This is a genomic window from Synechocystis sp. IPPAS B-1465 (genome assembly GCF_003015225.1).
Taxonomy (GTDB): domain Bacteria; phylum Cyanobacteriota; class Cyanobacteriia; order Cyanobacteriales; family Microcystaceae; genus Synechocystis.
This window is the reverse complement of sequence record NZ_CP028094.1, coordinates 2,693,921-2,714,168: the sequence shown is the minus strand read 5'-3', so window position 1 is coordinate 2,714,168 and position 20,248 is coordinate 2,693,921. Positions and strand designations below refer to the sequence as shown.

Here is a 20,248-nt window from a genome sequence, read left to right as displayed (position 1 = left end):
TCCCATACAACAGAACAAAAAAATGACTTTAACAAGCGAGTCACTTCATTGGGCAGTTAACTTTTTATATCATCATTCCGATGGTGACTTTTTTCCGAAAGTCTTGGAAATAGATGCCATTTATAATATGGCAGATGAATTTGTAGAACAGGTTGAGAATAAAAACTTAGATTTAGATAGTTTTAAACCTGGTTCTTGCCGTCGTTTTATTGTCCCTAAAGATGAATTGGCATACCGCCAAGCTACACAATTAGATCCACAAGATTCAATTATTCTTTCTGCATTAATCTATCAATATGGTCAGGAGATTGAAAATCGTAGATTAACAAAAGAAAAAGTATTTAGTTATAGATTTAAGCCAGATTTTCAAACAGGTTTTTATGATAATCAAATCTCTTGGAACCAATTCTGGCAGAGTGCATACGCGCTGAGTAATGGCTTTGATACAGTTTTATACTGTGATATTGCTGACTTTTACAATCAAATTTATCATCACACTGTAGAAAATCAATTATTTGCATCAGGTTTTCCAAATCAAGCAAAAAAATGGATAATTAGTTTAATAGAATCAACAACGGCAAAAGTATCTCGTGGAATACCTGTTGGGCCTCATGCTTTACATTTAATCGCAGAAAGTACCATGATCCCTATTGATAATTGTTTGGTTTCTAAGGGAATTAATTTCATTCGTTTTGCTGATGATATCATAGTTTTCTGTAAATCCAGAAATCATGCTAAACAGTTAGCATATTCTATTGCATCAACATTAGATAAGCAACAAAGATTAACACTTCAAAGGCATAAAACCCAAACATATAATTCTGAAGAATTTAAAAAGCTGTGTCCATCTATGATTGAAGATAGACCAATTTCCTCGGATGAAGATAAGATACTAAGAATCATAAGAAAATATTCTGATGGTAATCCTTATATTGCAATTTCTTTCAATAAAATTAGTGATGAGGATTGGTTGTCAATTTCTGATGAAATAATTACGAAGATCATTAAAGATTATCTTGACAAAGACCAAGTAGATTATATTCGTCTTCGATGGTTTTATCGGAGATTAACGCAAATAGGTCATCCTGGTGCCGTAGATATTTCAATTTCACTACAAGAAATTGAGAACTTAAGTCCTTGTCTTGCCAACATATGCGCTTATTTTACTTCTGTACAATCTATTGAAAAAAATAAATGGATTCAGATTGGAGAAAGATTATTATCTCTCTTAAATTCTGATGAAATTAAGAGCAATGAATATCTAAAACTTTCTCTTTTAAGCCTTTTCACTAAAAACAAATATATTAATCATTTCTCAAAATTAACTGAACAATACGCATCGAGTGACCCATTTGTAAGAAGAGAAATTCTACTAGCTGCGAAACAAAATCATGCTTTTGATTGGCTTCGAGATTACAAAGAAAATTATCAATTGATGGATCCTTGGCAAAAAAATGCTTATTTATACGCCATTTCTGGTTTACCACAAGATGAAAAAAAGTATTTTATAAACAATCTATGTACTTCGATCAGGCCCTTTGAAAAAATTCTAGCTAAATGGGTAAAGGGAAAGAATAATTCATGTTAAAAATACTTTTTATCTTCGAATAGCATATCCAGCAATTTTGCAAGCAATGTTAACGTAAATAAACTGACATTTACTGCTATTTACCATTGGGAGAAACTCATCATGAAAGCTGAACTAACTGCAATTATTGAAGCCGCTGAGGATGGGGGATATTGGGCTATTTGTCCAGAAATTCCTGGAGCTAATGGTCAAGGTGACACTATAGCAGAAGCAAAAGCTAGCTTGAAAAGTGCCATACAACTTATTGTTGAAGATCGCCTGGAAGATATTCGTCGAGGTTTACCTGAAGAGGCCATTGAAGAAACGATTCTAATTCCATGAAGCGTAAGGATTTAGAGAAAAAGTTGCGGCAGGCTGGTTGTTGTTTAAAGCAAGAAGGTGGCTCCCACTCTCTTTGGATTAATCCTACAACTGGAATTGTTGAAGCTGTGCCTCGACATACAGAAATCAAGGAGTTTTTAGCTCAAAAAATCCTTAAAAGTCTAGACGCAAAGTAGTCTTTTTGTTTCCACTGAATGACGCTGACGGTTAATCCCGTAAACTGGTCTGAAAATTTGGTAGCCTAGCAAAGCTGGGGGTTCACATTTTGGTGTGCATTGCCCCTTGGTTTTGTCAAATTTTTCGATGGTGTTATGGAAGTAGACGGTATTTGGTTGCGGTTAATCTGGTTGGACTATCGCTTAGCGGTCATCGTTTCTGTGTTTATCCCCTTGGTGCTGATCATTTGGTCGGCATTTAAGCGGGTGGATGCCATCAATCGCTTGCTAATTATCTATTGGCGCGTGGCCAGCCTGTTGGTGGTAACGGTTTATCTCCTGATTCCCGGCTGGTCATTGGCTTTCTTCACTGGTTTTGCCGCCCGTTGTCTAATTCCCATTAGTTTATGGTTTTGGGTGGACCTCAATGATGAAATCAAAGATTTACCCCCTTCTCCTTTGAAATTGGCCACCACCACTTGGCGATGGGCCATCACTATTTTTTCCTGCTTTGCCATCTTGGTAAATATTCCTTTCCTCTCCTGTGGGCTGAATGGCATTGGTGGGGCAGAAAGTTTCTGTCAGGTTTGGCTCCAGCCCCCTCTCCATTACAAGGCTTGGTTCCACGCTAATTCCAACACCGGATTTCTCGGCTTTTTGGGCATTGTGGGCCTAGTGGCCTATGTGATGTATTTCCTCTCTTTCCTGATTTTTCGTTTGGGTCGTCAAGGGCGATCGGCTCTGGATCATTAAAGCCATTCCCCCAGGTTCAAGCCGTAAATATTTTTAAATACTTTCCCCTGCGCTTTGCTGTTTGCCCCCCAAAGTTGCCCTGTCCGAAAAATAACTAAAGTATCTGCATCGTCAACGTCTAACCCATGGTTATTTCCCCAAGCCTTTCTGCCCTCCACACCCTGGCCCACAATGCTCGTCAAGCGGCCCTCCATCTGGGTAGTTTAAACACCGCCGAACGTAATCAGGCGATCGCCGCCATAGCTGATGGTTTAACGGCCGCTATGCCAGAAATTTTGGCTGCCAACCAGGAAGATTGTGCGGCTGCGGAAGCCATGGGCATTGCCAAACCCCTTTATAACCGTCTGTTGTTGGGGGAAAGTAAGCTCAAAAGCACCATTGCGGGGGTGAAGGATGTGGAGCATTTACCCGATCCCTTGGGCCAAGTTACCCTCCACCGCCAATTGGACGAGGGTTTAGTGTTAAAGCGGGTTGGTTGTCCCCTAGGGGTTTTGGGGGTGATTTTTGAAGCGCGTCCGGAGGCCCTAATCCAAATTAGTAGTTTGGCGATCAAATCCGGCAACGCCGTAATTCTCAAAGGGGGTCGAGAGGCTACCCGCTCCTGTCAAGTTTTGACTGAAGTGATTCAAACGGCCTTGGCGAAAACCGTTGTGAGTCCTGAAGCGATCAACCTACTCACCACCAGGGAGGAAATTCGGGAATTATTGGGTCTGAACCAGTATGTGGATTTGATTATTCCCCGGGGTTCCAACGAATTTGTCCAATACATTCAACAAAACACCCAAATTCCTGTGTTGGGCCACGCCGATGGTATTTGTCATCTTTATCTGGATGCTCAAGCTGATCTTAGTAAGGCTATCCCCATCACAGTGGATGCCAAAACCCAATATCCCGCCGCCTGCAATGCCATTGAAACTCTTTTAGTCCACCAGGCGATCGCCGCTGAATTTTTACCACCCTTGGCCCAGGCATTGGGGGAAAAAGGGGTTAGTTTGCGGGGAGATAGTGGAACTCAAAAATTAATTGACTGTGAACCCGCCACCGAAGCAGATTGGTGCACCGAGTATAGTGATCTAATCCTCTCCATCAAAATTGTTGATTCCCTCGAAGCGGCGATCGACCATATTAACCAGTACGGTTCTAAGCACACCGATGGCATTATTAGCGAAGATTTAACCGCCGCAGAGCAGTTTTGTCAGCGGGTGGACTCCGCCGGGGTTTACCACAATTGCAGTACCCGCTTTGCCGATGGTTTCCGTTATGGTTTTGGCGCAGAGGTGGGCATCAGTACCCAGAAAATGCCGCCCCGGGGGCCAGTGGGTTTGGAGGGTTTGGTCACCTATAAGTACCAATTGTGGGGCCATGGTCACATTGCCGCCACCTATACTGGCCAGGGAGCAAAAGCTTTTACTCACCTTGATCTTTAAGCGCTCTTAATTGCCCCAATCCCATCCCATTGGGAGGAATAATTAGCAAAGGTTGACGGGACGTTTGAACATTCTGGATGGCTATGTTATCCTTTCCCCCATTCTTGGCTAATTGGATCGTCCCCATGCTACAAATTTCCGACCTGAATGTGTATTACGGAGAAAGTCATATTTTACGTAATGTAGACATGTCCATTGCTCCGGGACAGATGGTATGTTTGATCGGGCGCAATGGGGTTGGTAAAACTACTCTCCTTAAAACCATTATGGGACTGCTTTCCCCCCGCAGTGGTTACGTAGTATATGGCGATCGCCAGTTGAATTCCGTGCCGACGGATAAACGGGCCCGTTTAGGTATTGGCTATGTGCCCCAGGGGCGGGAAATTATTCCCCGCTTGACAGTGCAGGAAAATTTACTGCTGGGACTGGAAGCCTGTGCCGATAAAAGTCAACGGCAAAAAGGCATTCCCGATGAAATTTTCGAGCTTTTCCCTGTGCTCAAAACCATGCTTTCTCGCTGGGGAGGGGACTTGAGTGGTGGTCAGCAACAACAATTGGCGATCGCCAGAGCTTTGATGGGCCAGCCGAAACTATTGCTGTTGGATGAACCCACGGAGGGCATTCAACCATCCATCATTCTAGAAATTGAAGCAGCGGTAAAACGGATTATTGCCGCCACAGGTATTTCCGTCCTTTTGGTGGAACAGCATTTGCACTTTGTCCGCCAGGCTGATCGTTACTACGCCATGCAAAAAGGGGGCATTGTGGCATCCGGGGAAACCCAAACTTTGAGCCAGGAGGTTATCCAAAAATTTTTGGCAGTATAGAGAAGCATCACGTTGAATCTCTAGGGTCTAATTCCCCGCTAGTTGCAGTGGGGAGCCTTCATTCTAAGCTTTTTTAGATTTTCAAATAAATAATGATATGGCATGATAGAGAATATTGGGTAATGAGCTTTTGGAAAGATGCCTACACACTGTCACTGTCCTCAATGTGGTTATGGAAATGTCGTCAAAAATGGCTTTGTCGAGGGTAAGCATTGATATCACCATGGCAATATTTGCCAAATTCAGGGTCAATGGCAGCATAGAACTACTACGCAACTGGCGCCTCTCATTACTTTCTTGAAACTCTCAAACTTTTCAAACACTTTCTGAAATTCTTCCAACAACAACGACAAGGGATAGAGGACGAGATCGCCCATCAATCATCAAAATAAAACCGCCGATCGCCTTGGACAAATCAAACCGGCAGGAGTTAATTGCTCTAAATATTGAGCATGGACTATGCCAGGGATAATTGTGCCCCCAAGACCCTGGGGAAAGCTGGGAAAGTCATTATGCTGAGGGACAATGGCATAGCCCGAAATTATAGGTTTTTAACTATTACTGCACAATGTCCAGGGCAACATTACCCACGCCGCTGCTATGGATACCGATCGCCCTGGCCGCTCCGGCGGAAAGATCAATTACCCGTCCCCCAGTAAAGGGCCCCCGGTCATTAATACGCACCACCACAGACTGGCCGTTGCGAAGATTGGTCACCTTCACCCTAGTACCGAAGGGCAAAGTTCGATGGGCCGCCGTTAGAGCGTTTTGGTTAAAACGTTCACCGTTGGCTGTGCGTCGGCCATGGAATCCAGGACCATACCAGGAAGCAATACCCCCCTTGATCCTTTTAATGGTTGCGGCAGCATCAAAGGTGTTGACCCGGGCCACCTGCAGAGCTGCTGGTAAAGCCACAATGGGTTCTGCTCCCCCCAACAAACGGCGCAGACGGTTAGCGGTTTGCAGAGCAGTTTCCGGGGCGGAGAGTTTTTTTTCTGGTAAAACAGTATTTTTGTTGATAGTCAGCAGAATTTCGTCTTCAGATTTGACCACCAGTTGGCGGGTAGTGGCATCTAGACCCACTTTGATGGTGCTTGGGTCAAAGAACTCAGCCCCGCTCAGTTCGTCCAGGCGACGGGCAACGGTCTGGGCCCGCTCCATGGTGTCGGTGACTTGGTCATTGCTCAGAGCAGCCAACTCAGTGGCGGTGCCCAAAAAGGTGACCACGGGAATTTGGTTCACCCGCAGGGTAACAGCTAAACGATTTTCCGGCCCTTGGTGGGGAACTAAAGAAATTAGTTCGGTGTCTTGGAAAGCAGGTGCCGGGGTAGAAGAAGTGGCGGTAACGGAAGATTCTAAGGGAGCTAGAGAAGAATTATTCTCTGAAACAGCTGTCGGAGCATCTGCTTGGGTGATGGCATTTAAGGCCAACAATCCAGAAGGGCAGTTACCCCACACCAGGGTTGTCAAACTCGCTGTGCCAATAACACCGGCGATCGAGCGACAAACGTTAATTCCTTTCATAGACTTAGAGGTAAAGGTCAAGGACTGCAAACCCCGATTGAATCAGAGGTCGGTGGTGAAAACTCAGGCAAATAGATTGGTGAGTCCCAGGCAGTCCCACTCATCCACGCATAGTACAAAAAGGCGGACAAGATTTTCGCTATGGGCTTCCACAAACTACCACGTAAATTGGGGGTTAGGCCCCAGAAAATCTTATTAGAGAGATAAACAAAGTTTATTAAGGTCTGTAAAAGCTTGCATTACAAGGTGTAAAGAATTTGTTCCGTTTCCAAAAAGCAGTGGGACAATTTGGATAGTGGTGGGTGATCAACAGCAGATCAAATCTTTTGTGAACATATCAACTCAATGTTTTGGGAGGAAACCGACCATGTTCTGGAAGCTCAGACAAGTATCCCGTTTCTGGTTTTGTTACTTGAATCAACCTATTTTTAGTCGAGAGTCAAAATCCACATGGCGATTGAGCCATTTTTGGTCCATGTATCAGATCTCCCTGCTGGAATCCTGTTGGCAAAAAAGTCCCATCAAGGAAACTTCCCTCTGATGGCGGTATGCTTAGCCAGTCTTGGCAAAGGGTCGGGAGAGTTGGTGGTTGACCAAAGAATTTGATTGTGGGTCACCGCAATTATTAGTCTTACCCCCCAGACCCCAAGCAGTTACCTTACCAAAGAGGGCAGGGAGTTATGCTACGATCCTTGGCCAATAGCCCCAGTGGTTGACTTGGTGATGATTTTTGTTAGGAAAACCAATCTATGACCCCATCAGATTATCAGGATCAGGAAGTTAAAACCCCCAAAGTGGAGGTGGTAGATTCCTACGATACGGGAGACGATGGCATCACTGATGCAGCCCGTAGATATTGGTTGCAGTTCCAACAATGGTTTGATAATTTGCCCCTCCCCGCCAAAGGCGCTGTGGCGATCGCCGTTTTGTTTGTTGCTTTTTCGGTGCTGACCCAGGTGCTGAAGTTTGTGGCTTCCCTGGTCACTTTGGCTATTTTGCTCGTCATTCTCTACGGAGTTTATCGGGTCTTTCTGCGCCAGGATAAGGGTAATTGAACTTTGTCTAATTGCAGAATTTGTTTAGCTTCCCTCCACCCTGAAATTTGCTAGGAGTTGGGATGGGGTTCTTGCTGTACCTGTTTTTGATAACTGAACAAGGGCAAAAGTTTTCCTAGGGGTCGACCTTACTAGGGATGATTGGCCATGGCTGAGCCTAGGGCTGTCCTCAAACAGGGCAATCGGAATAGGGACAAGGATTCTGTCGGGCTGGGGAACAGGCTAAGATTTGTTAGTATCTCCTCTGCTCTGAACCCAATGACCTTTTCCTCCATACTCCGCCATCTGCAAACCTTACCGTTGAGCAAAGACCTGCGGGAAAAATTGCAAAAGCGGGGCCATGTGCAACTCAGTGGCCTACCCCGGTTACCCAAAGGCCTAATCGTTTCCAGTTTGGCCCAGTCCCTGGAGAAAAATCTTTTGGTCATCACTGCCACGTTGGAGGAAGCGGGGCGCTGGACAGCCCAGTTGGAACTGATGGGTTGGCAAACCGTTAATTTTTACCCCACTTCTGAAGCTTCCCCCTATGACCCTGGGCGACTAGAGTCGGAAATGGTTTGGGGACAAATGCAGGTGTTGGCAGAATTAATCCAGGGCCATCAGGTTAAGGGCAAGGCGATCGTCGCTACAGAAAAGGCCCTACAGCCCCATTTACCCCCGGTGGCAACCTTACGGGAATACTGTTTGGCCCTACGACGCGGTCAGGAGATGGATAGCAAAAGTCTGGAGCTTACCCTAGCGAGGTTGGGCTACGAGCGTGGCAGTACGGTGGAAACAGAGGGGCAATGGAGTCGGCGGGGGGATATTGTTGATATTTTCCCAGTGTCGGCGGAGCTACCGGTGCGGCTGGAATGGTTTGGTGATGAGTTGGAAAAAATCCGGGAGTTTGATCCTGCTAGCCAGCGTTCCTTGGATGACTTAACTGGTTTGGTGCTGACCCCCACCAGTTTTGATCAGGTGATCGAACCGGCGTTAAATGCCCAGGCCATTGATCTCTCTGCTTGGGGAGAAGATGCGGAAACGGAGCAATTATTCGGCAAAGAGGGATTACAGCGATTTTTGGGTCTCGCCTTTACTGAACCGGCTTGTTTATTAGATTATTTACCGACAGAAACAGTCTGTGTACTGGATGAACCAGAGCAATGTGCGGCCCACAGTGAACGGTGGTTTGAGGCGGTGGCCCAGGATTGGTCAGCTTTGCAGTTACCGAATTTACCCCAATTACATCGAAATTTTTCGGCCCTTGGCGATCGCCTAAAAACAGATTTTCAATACATTACCCTGTCAGAAATCCACGAAGCGAATGGGGATAGTTTAGATATTTCAGCTCGACCCATCCCCACCATGCCCCACCAGTTTGCTAAGTTGGCAGAAATTTTACGGGGGAAACGGGAAATTTATAGCGGTTTGACGTTGGGACAATACAGCACTTGGTTGATTTCAGCCCAGCCCAGTCGTACTGTTTCTTTGTTGCAGGAACATGATTGTGCGGTGCAATTTATTGCCAATCCGAGGGATTATCCTGCCATTGAAAAAAGTCAGATTCAACGGACAGCGGTGACGTTAAAGTATTCAGGATTAGCGGAATTAGAAGGGTTTATCTTACCGACCTTTCGTTTAGTTTTAGTCACGGATCGAGAATTATTTGGTCAGCATGCTTTAGCTACACCGGAATATGTGCGGAAACGGCGACGGGCTACGTCTAAACAAGTTGACATTAATAAACTTTCCCCTGGGGATTATGTAGTCCACAAAAGTCATGGCATTGGCAAATTTTTGAAGTTGGATGCGTTGGCTAATCGGGAATATTTAATGATCCAATATGCCGACGGCATTTTGCGGGTGCCCGCCGATAGTTTGGACAGTTTATCCCGCTTTCGCCATACGGGAACTAGACCTCCCGAACTGCATAAAATGGGCGGTAAAGTGTGGGAAGCCACCAAAAATAAAGTCCGCAAAGCAGTTAAAAAATTGGCCGTTGATTTGCTCAATCTTTATGCTAAGCGGGCAAAACAGGTGGGTTATGCCTATCCGCCGGATAGTCCCTGGCAACAGGAATTGGAAGATTCTTTCCCCTACCAACCCACCCCCGATCAACTAAAAGCAGTACAGGATGTGAAAAGGGATTTGGAAGGAGATCGCCCGATGGATAGATTAGTGTGTGGGGATGTGGGCTTTGGCAAAACAGAAGTGGCGGTGCGGGCCATTTTTAAGGCCGTGACCAGTGGCAATAAACAGGTGGCTTTACTAGCTCCCACCACGGTGTTAACCCAACAGCATTACCACACCCTTAAAGAAAGATTTGCTCCCTATCCCATCACCATTGGTTTACTGAATCGTTTTCGCACTGCTTCGGAGAAAAAGGAGATTTTAGCCAAGTTAAAAAGTGGTGAATTAGATATTGTGGTAGGTACCCAACAGGTATTAGGTACATCGGTAAAATTTAAAGATTTAGGACTTTTAGTTATTGACGAAGAACAGCGCTTTGGTGTTAACCAAAAGGAAAAAATTAAGACCCTGAAAACGGAAGTAGATGTATTAACCCTAACGGCAACTCCCATTCCCCGTACCCTTTATATGTCCCTTTCCGGCATTCGGGAAATGAGTCTGATTACCACACCGCCACCTTCCCGTCGCCCCATTAAAACCCATTTATCTCCCTACAATCCCGAAGTAATTCGCACCGCCATTCGTAACGAGCTAGACCGGGGTGGGCAGGTTTTTTATGTCGTGCCTCGCATTGAAGGTATTGAGGAATTGGGAGGACAACTGCGACAAATGGTGCCCAGTGCTCGCATTGCCATTGGTCATGGTCAAATGGAGGAATCTGAGTTGGAAAGTACTATGTTAGCTTTCAATGATGGTGAGGCGGACATTTTAGTTTGTACTACTATCATCGAAGCTGGTTTGGATATTCCCAGGGTAAACACAATTATTGTTGAAGATGCCCAAAAATTTGGCTTGGCCCAACTTTATCAACTGCGGGGTCGGGTAGGGCGATCGGGTATTCAAGCCCATGCTTGGTTGCTCTATCCTAACCAAAAACAGTTAACGGAAAAAGCTAGATTAAGACTGCGGGCATTGCAAGAATTCAGCCAACTTGGTTCCGGTTATCAACTGGCCACTAGGGATATGGAAATTCGGGGCGTAGGTAATCTTTTGGGTGCAGAACAATCGGGGCAAATGGAGGCGATCGGTTATGAGTTTTATATGGAGATGTTGCAAGATGCCATTAAAGAAATCCAGGGTCAGGAAATTCCCAAAGTGGAAGATACCCAAATAGATTTACCTCTCACTGCCTTTATTCCCAGCGACTACATTCCCGATTTAGAAGAAAAAATGGCCGCCTATCGTCGCATTACTAGCATTGAATCCACTGATGAGTTGCCGAAAATTGCCTTGGATTGGGGCGATCGGTATGGTATGTTACCAAGTCCGGTGGAGGAATTATTTAAAGTGGTTAAGCTCAAGCATTTAGCCAAATCCTTAGGCTTTTCTCGCATTAAAGTGGAGGGTAAACAAAATCTTGTCTTGGAAACGCCCATGGAGGAACCCGCTTGGAAATTATTAGCGGAAAATTTACCCAATCATCTCCAGTCCCGCTTTGTTTACAGTGCCAAAAAAGTGGTGGTGCGGGGTTTAGGAGTGTTGGCCCCAGCTAAGCAAATGGATAATTTAATTGACTGGTTTGGCAAGATGCAAGGGGCTTTACCAGAAACAAAAATGGAAACTTTAGTGGGTAAATAGCCTCTGGTAAAATGTTAAAAATTTGACGTGAATGACGTAAGAACGTGTTTAAAAAGTTTTATTCCGCCCCCTAAATTCCCCAATAATGGGGGACTTTCACTCAGTATTCCTCCTAATTTGAGGGGCCAGAGGGGCTTTTAAAACAGGCTCTAAAAACTGTTGAATATTTTTCTATCTCTATAATTTCTACAAAGGGTGGTTGTTAGGTTGCAAAACGGATTGATGGGCAAAGTGTATTTAGTTGGAGCGGGGCCTGGGGATCCTGGCTTGATAACTGTTAAGGGTAAAACTTTGTTGGAAAATGCCGAAGCAGTGGTCTATGACGCTTTGGTGAGTACAGCTATTTTAGCTATGGTTAATCCCCAAGCCGAATTGATTGATGCAGGCAAAAGGAGGGGCAGACACACCAAATTACAGTCAGAAACTACACAGTTATTGGCGCAATTAGCTGAAAAACACGCCGTGGTGGTGCGCTTGAAAGGGGGAGATCCATTTATTTTTGGCCGGGGGGGGGAAGAGATGGAAGACCTAGTCAAAGCTGGCATTGAGGTGGAAGTGGTACCGGGCATTACAGCGGGCATTGCTGCCCCTGCCTACGCTCAAATTCCCCTCACCCATCGGGCTTACAGTTCCTCCGTCACCTTTGTCACGGGCCATGAATCGGCGGGAAAATATCGGCCTGAAGTCAATTGGGCGGCGATCGCCAAGGGCTCGGAAACCATTGTGATTTATATGGGGGTGTACAGTTTGGCCACCATTTTGCCCCAGTTAATGCTGGCGGGGTTGGGGGAAGATACTCCCATTGCCCTAATTCGTTGGGGAACCTGTCCAGAACAACAGAAACTAGTTGGCACTTTTGCCACCATTTTGGCCCAGATTGAAGTAGAAAATTTTCAAGCCCCGGCGATCGTGGTCATCGGGGCAGTGGTTAATTATCCGGCTAATCTCCGTCAGCAATTGGCACCTATACTGGGCGGTGTCAATTAAAAATTCTGTGCTACCAAGATGGCTCTTTTAAGGGCTTTATTATGTACCCATCCAGTAAAGCCAGAAAATTGACATTTGCCGGTTACATCTGCAATAAAAATATGCCTAACACCCACAGGATTGACTCACTCTCGCAGGGTAATACCGTCAGAGAATGTATGGCTAATGGTTGCTCTTGGAAAATCTCTTTCGTCAGCCGGTGTCATTCCTTCTACATGCTCAAAATGATCAATTAATCGGGTTATTCTAGAATTCTCAGATGGAATTAGATATGGATGTAATAAAAACGACTTAACTTTTTCACCGATGATTAGATCTATAGGTAGATCTTGATGCTTTACATTGTTCCGTGTAAAAAAATGAGTACCATTTAGCCTGGTTGACTCGATAGGAATAACACCATCACCACCACCATTAACACTTCCGGCAATCACTAAAGTTGGTATCTTTTGTGTGATTTTTTCCGCTAAATATTGACGATTGCGTCCCAACTCTTGAGCAATACCAATCCCCCAACCAAACAGATCTACTGTTCTTGCCAAAGATGCTCCTTGGATTGGTGAACCTATTAAAACCAAGGCATCTAAGCGTTCTAGCCAAGATGGATTTCTAGATAAAACTTCCACCCAAAGAATGCCCCCCATGGAAAAGCCGACCACACTGAAAGTAGATTGAGGAAAATCATTCAGAGTCTCACTTGCAGAGCGTTCCACTACTTCAATGAGGGGATCAAGATTTAAAAAAGTAGTGAGCAGGTTTAAGTTAGGAACAACAACATATGCGTTTTCTGAAGCAACTCTTCCCGCCAAAATTTGCATATTTTGATTGCTTTCACCCATACCATGCTGGAAAAACAGAATTGGTGATTGGCTCATTTTCAGGGAAAGCTGAATAAGTAACAGGTTAGCTTAGTCTTTATAGACCATGCCTTGAATAAATAGGTATTGTCAATTTGGCTGGATGTTACTAGAAAGCTTGGGAAAACTATATTCAAAGTCTTTCCCAAACTATCCAAGGTTTTATTGAGATTTTCTTGAGAAATTAAGTTTTTTAGCCAGACTGGCATTGAAGGTTAATTTAAAGCTCTCCTAATTTGGTTGGGTTTCACTGTAGGCAGGGAAAAGATCCCGGGGGAAATCCTCTGCGGCTAGGCAGGTATTCATCGCTTTTTGGGGAGTGAAATCGGAAACTTCCCGACTCAGGGCCAGCACACATTCCGAATGGCGACCTGGCAGTAAACTTTGGCGACAGCTATTGAGGGCCGCCATGGTGACATCTTCCCCTTCGGGGGAACGGTTCCGTCCCACTACGCCCCGGTCAATATCCACTACACAATTACCCAAATCCACCGGGCGACGCACTTGAAAACAGGATTGCAGAGCCACAATGCCAGTAATGTTGGTGTTACGGCTGATCATGTTGACGCATTGGGACATTTCCTTGGGAATAATCGCCTGGGAGCAACCAGAAGCGGCCGCATCATCACTAACTCCGTTTCTTTTCAGTTCCGTCACACAAACATCAAACTGGTTCCAGTCCCCAGCCACGGCGGCGATCGGGGCAAAAACCATACCGCTGGCCATCAACAGGCCACAACCAATGGGAGCAAAGGGACGACGGAGTTGTTGGAAATAATTTTTAAAGCTATGTTTAGAGCCGTTAGAACCGATAGAGCTAAGCATACGGGTTAACACCAAGACGAAATTGACACCATCACCAGACCACTGGATTGTAGTCAGAGTTGCAGAGAAGATCAAGCCACCGGGGGTCACTCCAGGGGTACAATGCCTGCTAATCTATGGGGAAGTTATTTGCCCTTGTCCCTGCTCCGATTATCCCCCATTCCGAGAGATTAATGTTGACTGATAACCGCTTGGGAGAAGCGACCTTGTCCCCATCTATCCATCCAACGGCCATCATCCATCCCCAAGCCCAGTTACACGCCACAGTTCAGGTGGGGGCTTTTAGTGTGATTGGAGAGAAAGTCACCATTGGAGCTAATACGGTCATTGGTCCCCATGTGGTGGTGGAAGGCCCCACGGAAATTGGTACGGGCAATCGAATTTTTCCCGGTGCAGTGATCGGTTGTGAACCCCAGGATTTGAAATATAAGGGGGGAGAAAGTTGGGTCAAAATCGGCAACGATAACCAAATTCGGGAATACGTCACCATTAACCGGGCTACGGAAGAAGGAGCAGTGACCCGCATCGGCGATCGCAATTTGCTGATGGCCTATGCTCATGTGGCCCACAATTGTGTGATCGAAAACGAAGTAATTATTGCCAACTCCGTAGCTTTGGCAGGGCACATTTATATTGAATCCCAGGCAAGAATCAGCGGCGTTTTAGGAGTGCACCAATTTGTCCACATTGGTCGCTTGGCCATGGTGGGGGGCATGAGTCGCATTGAACGGGATGTGCCTCCTTTTACCATTGTTGAAGGTAATCCTTCTCGGGTGCGTTCTTTAAACTTAATCGGCCTGCAACGTTCCGGTATGTCGGCGGAGGATTTGAGTGCGTTAAAACAAGCTTTTCGGTTAATTTATCGTTCTGACACCCCCTACCAACAGGCCTTGGAAGAATTAGGGCGATCGGCCGCCCATCCCTACGTGCAACATTTCCAATGCTTTTTGCAGAAATCTAGCTACGACCAAGGGCGACGGGGCCCCATCCCCGGCAAAAAATAGGTCAGTGCCATGACCGGCTCCCATTTATTAGTAAATCTTTCTTTTCTGCTGGCCCAACCGACGGGGTTGAGTGTCTATGCCAGTAATGTTTTTCCCCATCTCAAACCCCTCAAGCCAACATTACTAACTTCCCAGTTGGTGGCGGAGTTTCCCTGCCAAACTGTGCCGAATAATCTCACCCCAGCCCAGGGCAGTCGGGGCCATTTTAATCGCTTAGTTTGGACCCAGTTTCAGCTACCAGAACTTTACCGACAATTAAAAGGTTCTTTGCTTTTTTCCCCCATCCCGGAAGCTCCACTTTGGGCCGATTGTCGCACAGTGGTGATGGTGCATGATTTGATTCCCCTCCGGTTTCCCAACTGGAAATCTCCCCTGACTAGCTATTGCAAGTTTTATTTGCCGTTGGTGCTGGGGCAAGCGGAACATATTTTGTGTAATTCCCAAGCCACAGCCGATGATGTGGTGGACTATTTCCAAATTCCCGCCAGTAAAATTACGGCGATCGCCTTGGGCTATGACCGGGAACATTTTCAACCGGGACAGGATAATTTAGCCCCAAGGAAAAAGCCCTACTTTCTCTTTGTGGGCCGCCACGATCCGCACAAAAATGTGGGGCGGCTGATTCAAGCCTTTGCTCGATTTGTGCAAAATACCAACAGCCAAGATATTGAGTTAATTTTGGCCGGTCCTACCGATCGCCGTTACACTCCCAAATTAATGGCCTTGGCGACAGAATTGGGGGTTGGGACAGAGGTACATTGTTTAGACTACGTTAGCTATGACCAACTGCGACAACTTTATCGCCAGGCGATCGCCTTGGTGTTTCCCTCTTTATGGGAAGGATTTGGTTTTCCAGTGCTGGAAGCCATGGCCTGTGGCACGGCGGTAATTACCTCTTCCGTCTCGTCCTTACCAGAAGTGGGAGGAGATGCCGTTCTATTGGTCGATCCCTACAGTATTAAAGAGATTTATCAAGCTATGGAGCAGGTGTGGAAAGATCGCCGGTTGTGTCAGCAGTTACAACAACAGAGCTTAGCCAGAGCAAGGGAATTTTCCTGGGAAAAAACTGGACATTTAACTAGGGAAGTATTGGCAAAGTATCTTTAGATGAGGGCAACCTAATCCCCTGACGAACTGCTACTGGCAATTGGGCGACCGGTTCAGACCAATCTGATTTTAACGGCAAAAAACGTTTCATAACCGATAATGCCACCGACATAGGGGTTAACACCAACACGGATAATTCCATTAACAGAAGGGGAAGTTTATTAATAGAAATTGCGGTAATAGCGTGAGGCCAAAATAGTTTTTGTCTATACTCTCCAAAATAGTGATGCCAAATGCTTGATCAAATACGGCACTCCATACATCGTTCACAACAATAAAACTATTATCGAAGAAAATAAATGGAGGGATTAATTTCAATTAAATGTATCTTTAAAAATTAATTTACCTTTTAAGTAAACCTCCACTGTGTCGTCATTAATTGAGTAAGTATAATCTCCATTTTTCCAGGTCGAAATGCCGGCCTTGCGATTGCGGCCTAATTTAATACATCCTGTCCCGTAAACACAGCCTCGGTAGGTTCCCGCTTCGTAGTCCACGGTATATTCGCCTTTTTGACCATAGTAGGTAATGGGAACGGCGACAGCAACGGTTGCATAAACCACAGAGAAAGTTGCCATCAGCGCCAAATGTAATACCTTCATGGTTTATCCCCCAATGTTTGATCGCAAAATAATTATATCCGCTACTTAAATTTTTCTATCTAGTATTTTAAGATAGTTAACATAAAGTCTTGATTTAAGTTTGGAATTGTCTAAAGTTATTCTGCCTGGGAGATAATCTGGTGTGATGTTGTTTGCGTTTTTCCAGCCCCTCGAATTTCCGGATAACTTCAATCAGACACTGGCGATAAATGTCTATGCGGAAACCATTTGCGGCAGTCAGGCGGTCCTAGAGGTGGCCCGTGGCCAAGCAAGTCAGGCGGCAATGGATGCTTTTAATCGCCATCGACAACTACATCTATTTCCTATGCTGCTCTTGGATACTATCGGAAAAAATACCGAAGCCGAGTTATTAAAAAGTTGGGACGAGTTTTCCCGGCAGGTCTGCCCCGAAAAGTTTGAGTGATTATCTGTGCCAAGGGCAAAGAGTTTCCACTTCGGTCTGAACTGAGCAAAGGATGGTCCATCATCCCCCCCTATGGGGAGAACATTGAGCGTTTTTTTAAAGAGCAGAAAGCTCTCATGATGACTTAAGATCTGTTAAAGTTTGATGCTCAAAATTTTTAGAAAACCATCAGGCGGTTAAAGTTCAAATAATATTTCCCTGGGCAGGCTGTCAGTAGTGCGGATCCCAGCAAAAAGGCGACCTATCTCGGGGATAAATCGCCATTAACTCTAGAAATTTCTTGCAAACTTTGTCTCAACTGGCAGTCAACTCTCTTGTTGACATTCTTTGAGCTTATTCTTGTGGAAACTTACAGGTGGAGATAAGCAGCTTCTGCTTCCAATTGACTAACTAAGGACTGATTGCCGGCGGCCCGTGCCCGCTCTAAACGGTGCTGGAGGTTTTGACGCAGGGTTTCTTTGTGGGCGATCGCCGTTTGAGTCAAAACACGTTTACGATTATTCATTACTTCTACCCTCCGAAAGGCAGTGAAAAACTTACATTTAGATTTACATTCAACATAACATAAAATTATAGGTAATTTCCAGAACGGTATCTATTGTTACTGAAGTTAACAAAAATGTATGGCAGGAATCCGAACGGAAGAGGCATTAGCCTGGGAAAAAGCGGTTTTTCCACCGTGGGCAAAATCTACCCTTAGGAATAGAGATCGCGGTCTAAACTCTTCCCCTGGAAGTCCGGTGCGATAAGAAGTTTCGAGCTTCCCCATTGGTCTTGGTTTTAAATAACTTTTGGTTTGTCCAACTGCCCTGCTGTACTGTCAAGAAATAATGGTTAAATCCATATCCCCCTTCCCCCCAGAGGGTATTGTACTTTTCAAGCGGCCAAGGTTAAGTAGAAATTGTGCTTTTAATTTTTCCAATGTTGAATAAATTTTTTTACCTTTGACCATGGGAAGAAAACATTAGGAGCGTTGTTTGTGCCTCCAAGGAAAAGTATGCGATCGCCATTTAAAAGTGGGTGGTCTTTAGTATCATTGCTATTCGTATTGCTATCGGGCTGTGGTGGTGAAAATCTTTCCTCCCCGGAAATGAACGCCTCTCCCTCGGCAAATCAAGGCACTTTAACGGTGCGAGCCAACGGAGAAGAACGGGCCCGGGAAGGTCTGACCACCAAGGATGGCTGGGTTCTGGACTTTAATCACGTTTATGTTTCCCTGGCGGACATTAATGCTTACCAGGTAGGGTCGGCCTTTGATGCCAGCACGGATGCTTCATTGCCGGAAACCGCCGTGGCGATCGCCATGCCAGGACCTACAGTGGTGGACTTAGCAATGACGGGAAAAGATGCAGAAACGGTTTTAGTGGGGGAAACTCCGGCTCCAGCGGGGAAATTTAACGCTTTATCTTGGCAAATGCCCTTGGCCACAGAAGGCCCAGCCCAAGGTTACTCAATTTTACTGGAGGGAATGGCCACTAAAGATGGTCAGACTATTCCATTCAAACTAGGGGTAAAGAAGGAGTTGGGTTTTGTCTGCGGTGATTTTGTGGGCGATGAACGTAAGGGAATTCTCACCGCTGGCGGCAAGGCAGACTTGGAAGCCACCTTTCATTTAGATCATTTATTTGGGGACGGACAAGAACCCGTCGATAGCGACATTAACCTTAGTGCTTTTGGCTTTGATCCCCTAGCAGCCCTGGCCGGGGAAAAGGGCATTGATCTCAATAGTCAGGACTTGCAAGCTCGATTAGGGGCGGCAGATTATCAAACCTTTTTACAAGTTTTAGCCAACCTTGGCCATGTGGGGGAAGGCCATTGCCGACAAACCAAGGCATTCACCACCATCACTTCCTTCAACCTGTAAATCCGATGAAATTTAACCTAGCTCTATTTTGTTTAGCGGGAGGCATACTTACCCAGACGGTCTCCGTCCTTGCCCACGGAGTTAAAGTGGAACATCATTCGGTGGCGGCGATCGCCGTGGCGGCCCATTATGACTCCGGGCAACCCATGGCCGAAGCCCAAGTATTAGTCTATGCCCCGAATAATTCCACTGAACCTTGGTTAACGGGGGTTACTGACAAAGAGGGCAAATTTATTTTTACTCCAGCAGGCGATCGCCCTGGCAATTGGGAAGTGGCAGTGCGGCAAGGGGGCCACGGAAATATGATCACCATACCTTGGCAACCAGAAACAACAGCGGTTGATAGCACCGATACAGCCAATGCCCTTACTTCTAGTGTCAACCAAGGCACTCCAGAAATTACCGTAGCCTCTGTACCGGATGCCAATGCTGCCCTATCTCCCATTCAACGGGGTATCACTTTAGGGGCCGTAATTTGGGGTTTTGTGGGTACTGCCCTATTTTTCAGCAGAAGCAAAGGTGAGGGCAGGGCCTAGATGCACATTCCCGATGGTCTATTGCCACCCCAGATCGTGGCCGGGGGCTATGCAGTGACGGGGTTAGCCACTTGGTACTGTCTGCGGCAAATTAATCGTCAAGGCCATGCCCAGGAAAATATTCCCAAAGCATCTTTGCTGACCGCAGCTTTTTTTGTTGCTTCCTCTATCTATATTCCCCTGCCGCCGGTGAGTGTCCACCTAATTCTCAACGGTCTGTTGGGGGTAATGCTGGGCTATTTTGCTCTGCCAGCCATTTTAATTGGCCTCTTTTTCCAAGCTTTGATGGTGGGCCATGGGGGGCTGACCACCTTGGGTATTAATGGTGTTTTGATGGGTTTGCCAACGTTGGCGGCCTATCATATTTTTCAACTGCGCCATGGGCTAGAAAAGTTTCTGCCGGAGCGCTGGGCCATGGGCATTGCTGCTTTTTTGGGGGGTAGCAGTGGTTTAGCCTTAACGGTGCTAATTTTCATTGCCCTCACTGTCACCAGTTTACCGACGGGTTTGGATGCCACCGCTGAGCGCCGAGCGATTATGGTGCTGGCGTTGGGCCATGTACCTCTGATTGTGCTAGAAGGCATATTCACTGCCCTGGTGGTTTTGTTTCTGCAACGGACTAAACCGGAATTACTGGAGAGTTAG

20 protein-coding genes and 1 pseudogene are annotated in these 20,248 nt (G+C 45.9%); 16 read left to right on the top strand and 5 right to left on the bottom strand.

Annotated features, from left to right (window positions below):
- Positions 1-22: 22 nt before the first annotated feature.
- From C7I86_RS12780 to C7I86_RS19525, 7 genes and pseudogenes are all read left to right on the top strand, one after another.
- The gene (locus tag C7I86_RS12780) at positions 23-1,588 is read left to right on the top strand and encodes an RNA-directed DNA polymerase (protein WP_010873629.1); all 1,566 of its coding nucleotides are present in this window, start codon (positions 23-25) and stop codon (positions 1,586-1,588) included.
- Between the two features lie 102 nt (positions 1,589-1,690).
- The gene (locus tag C7I86_RS12775) at positions 1,691-1,909 is read left to right on the top strand and encodes a type II toxin-antitoxin system HicB family antitoxin (protein WP_010873628.1); all 219 of its coding nucleotides are present in this window, start codon (positions 1,691-1,693) and stop codon (positions 1,907-1,909) included.
- A complete protein-coding gene (locus C7I86_RS12770) occupies positions 1,906-2,085 on the top strand; it encodes a type II toxin-antitoxin system HicA family toxin (RefSeq protein WP_020862098.1) in 180 nt (59 codons plus the stop codon). Before C7I86_RS12775 ends, C7I86_RS12770 begins: the two co-directional genes overlap by 4 nt.
- Positions 2,086-2,220: 135 nt before the next feature.
- A complete protein-coding gene (locus tag C7I86_RS12765; protein ID WP_010873627.1) occupies positions 2,221-2,817 on the top strand; it encodes a DUF3177 family protein in 597 nt (198 codons plus the stop codon).
- Positions 2,818-2,942: 125 nt separating this feature from the next.
- Positions 2,943-4,244: a glutamate-5-semialdehyde dehydrogenase gene (proA, locus tag C7I86_RS12760; RefSeq protein WP_010873626.1), complete on the top strand. Its 1,302-nt coding sequence runs from the start codon at positions 2,943-2,945 to the stop codon at positions 4,242-4,244.
- Positions 4,245-4,321: 77 nt separating this feature from the next.
- Positions 4,322-5,071, top strand: coding sequence for an urea ABC transporter ATP-binding subunit UrtE (urtE, locus tag C7I86_RS12755; RefSeq protein ID WP_010873625.1), 750 nt, complete (start codon positions 4,322-4,324; stop codon positions 5,069-5,071).
- Between the two features lie 211 nt (positions 5,072-5,282).
- A pseudogene (locus C7I86_RS19525) lies at positions 5,283-5,372 on the top strand (IS1 family transposase); the annotation flags it as partial.
- A 257-nt stretch (positions 5,373-5,629) separates the two neighbouring features.
- On the opposite strand, the gene C7I86_RS12745 reads toward C7I86_RS19525, so the two are convergent.
- Entirely contained in the window at positions 5,630-6,595 is a 966-nt protein-coding gene (locus C7I86_RS12745) for a septal ring lytic transglycosylase RlpA family protein (protein ID WP_010873624.1), read from the bottom strand.
- Positions 6,596-7,344: 749 nt separating this feature from the next.
- Between C7I86_RS12745 and C7I86_RS12740 the strand changes: the two genes are divergently transcribed.
- The 3 genes from C7I86_RS12740 to cobA all read left to right on the top strand — a co-directional run bounded on the left by C7I86_RS12740 (position 7,345) and on the right by cobA (position 12,384).
- Positions 7,345-7,650: a hypothetical protein gene (locus C7I86_RS12740; protein ID WP_010873623.1), complete on the top strand. Its 306-nt coding sequence runs from the start codon at positions 7,345-7,347 to the stop codon at positions 7,648-7,650.
- Between the two features lie 147 nt (positions 7,651-7,797).
- Entirely contained in the window at positions 7,798-11,397 is a 3,600-nt protein-coding gene (gene mfd, locus C7I86_RS12735) for a transcription-repair coupling factor (protein ID WP_010873622.1), read from the top strand.
- Positions 11,398-11,592: 195 nt separating this feature from the next.
- On the top strand, positions 11,593-12,384 hold the full coding sequence (gene cobA / locus C7I86_RS12730; protein ID WP_010873621.1) for a uroporphyrinogen-III C-methyltransferase: 792 nt from the start codon (positions 11,593-11,595) through the stop codon (positions 12,382-12,384).
- A gap of 125 nt (positions 12,385-12,509) precedes the next feature.
- Here cobA and C7I86_RS12725 read toward each other — a convergent pair whose 3' ends face one another.
- Positions 12,510-13,259 (bottom strand): alpha/beta hydrolase, encoded by a 750-nt coding sequence (locus tag C7I86_RS12725; RefSeq protein WP_010873620.1) that lies wholly within the window; start codon positions 13,257-13,259, stop codon positions 12,510-12,512.
- A gap of 213 nt (positions 13,260-13,472) precedes the next feature.
- A complete protein-coding gene (locus C7I86_RS12720; RefSeq protein ID WP_020862103.1) occupies positions 13,473-14,066 on the bottom strand; it encodes a hypothetical protein in 594 nt (197 codons plus the stop codon).
- Positions 14,067-14,182: 116 nt separating this feature from the next.
- On the opposite strand from C7I86_RS12720, the gene lpxA reads away from it, so the two are divergent.
- Together lpxA and C7I86_RS12710 are read left to right on the top strand one after the other, a co-directional pair.
- Positions 14,183-15,070, top strand: coding sequence for an acyl-ACP--UDP-N-acetylglucosamine O-acyltransferase (gene lpxA, locus C7I86_RS12715; RefSeq protein ID WP_010873618.1), 888 nt, complete (start codon positions 14,183-14,185; stop codon positions 15,068-15,070).
- A gap of 9 nt (positions 15,071-15,079) precedes the next feature.
- Positions 15,080-16,177 carry a glycosyltransferase family 1 protein gene (locus C7I86_RS12710; protein WP_010873617.1) on the top strand — a complete coding sequence of 366 codons (1,098 nt, stop codon included), beginning with the start codon at positions 15,080-15,082 and terminating at the stop codon, positions 16,175-16,177.
- Between the two features lie 314 nt (positions 16,178-16,491).
- On the opposite strand, the gene C7I86_RS12705 is transcribed toward C7I86_RS12710, so the two are convergent.
- On the bottom strand, positions 16,492-16,779 hold the full coding sequence (locus C7I86_RS12705) for a hypothetical protein (RefSeq protein WP_010873616.1): 288 nt from the start codon (positions 16,777-16,779) through the stop codon (positions 16,492-16,494).
- A 145-nt stretch (positions 16,780-16,924) separates the two neighbouring features.
- Here C7I86_RS12705 and C7I86_RS12700 point away from each other — a divergent pair, with 145 nt between their 5' ends.
- Positions 16,925-17,203 (top strand): hypothetical protein, encoded by a 279-nt coding sequence (locus tag C7I86_RS12700; RefSeq protein WP_199303419.1) that lies wholly within the window; start codon positions 16,925-16,927, stop codon positions 17,201-17,203.
- Positions 17,204-17,552: 349 nt separating this feature from the next.
- On the opposite strand, the gene C7I86_RS18975 is transcribed toward C7I86_RS12700, so the two are convergent.
- The gene (locus C7I86_RS18975; RefSeq protein ID WP_010873614.1) at positions 17,553-17,708 is read right to left on the bottom strand and encodes a hypothetical protein; all 156 of its coding nucleotides are present in this window, start codon (positions 17,706-17,708) and stop codon (positions 17,553-17,555) included.
- A gap of 474 nt (positions 17,709-18,182) precedes the next feature.
- Between C7I86_RS18975 and C7I86_RS12695 the strand changes: the two genes are divergently transcribed.
- The 3 genes from C7I86_RS12695 to cbiM are packed head-to-tail and all read left to right on the top strand — an operon-like array spanning position 18,183 to position 20,248.
- Positions 18,183-19,067 (top strand): hypothetical protein, encoded by an 885-nt coding sequence (locus C7I86_RS12695; RefSeq protein WP_010873613.1) that lies wholly within the window; start codon positions 18,183-18,185, stop codon positions 19,065-19,067.
- A 5-nt stretch (positions 19,068-19,072) separates the two neighbouring features.
- Positions 19,073-19,603: a carboxypeptidase-like regulatory domain-containing protein gene (locus C7I86_RS12690; protein ID WP_010873612.1), complete on the top strand. Its 531-nt coding sequence runs from the start codon at positions 19,073-19,075 to the stop codon at positions 19,601-19,603.
- Positions 19,604-20,248: a cobalt transporter CbiM gene (cbiM, locus tag C7I86_RS12685; RefSeq protein WP_010873611.1), complete on the top strand. Its 645-nt coding sequence runs from the start codon at positions 19,604-19,606 to the stop codon at positions 20,246-20,248.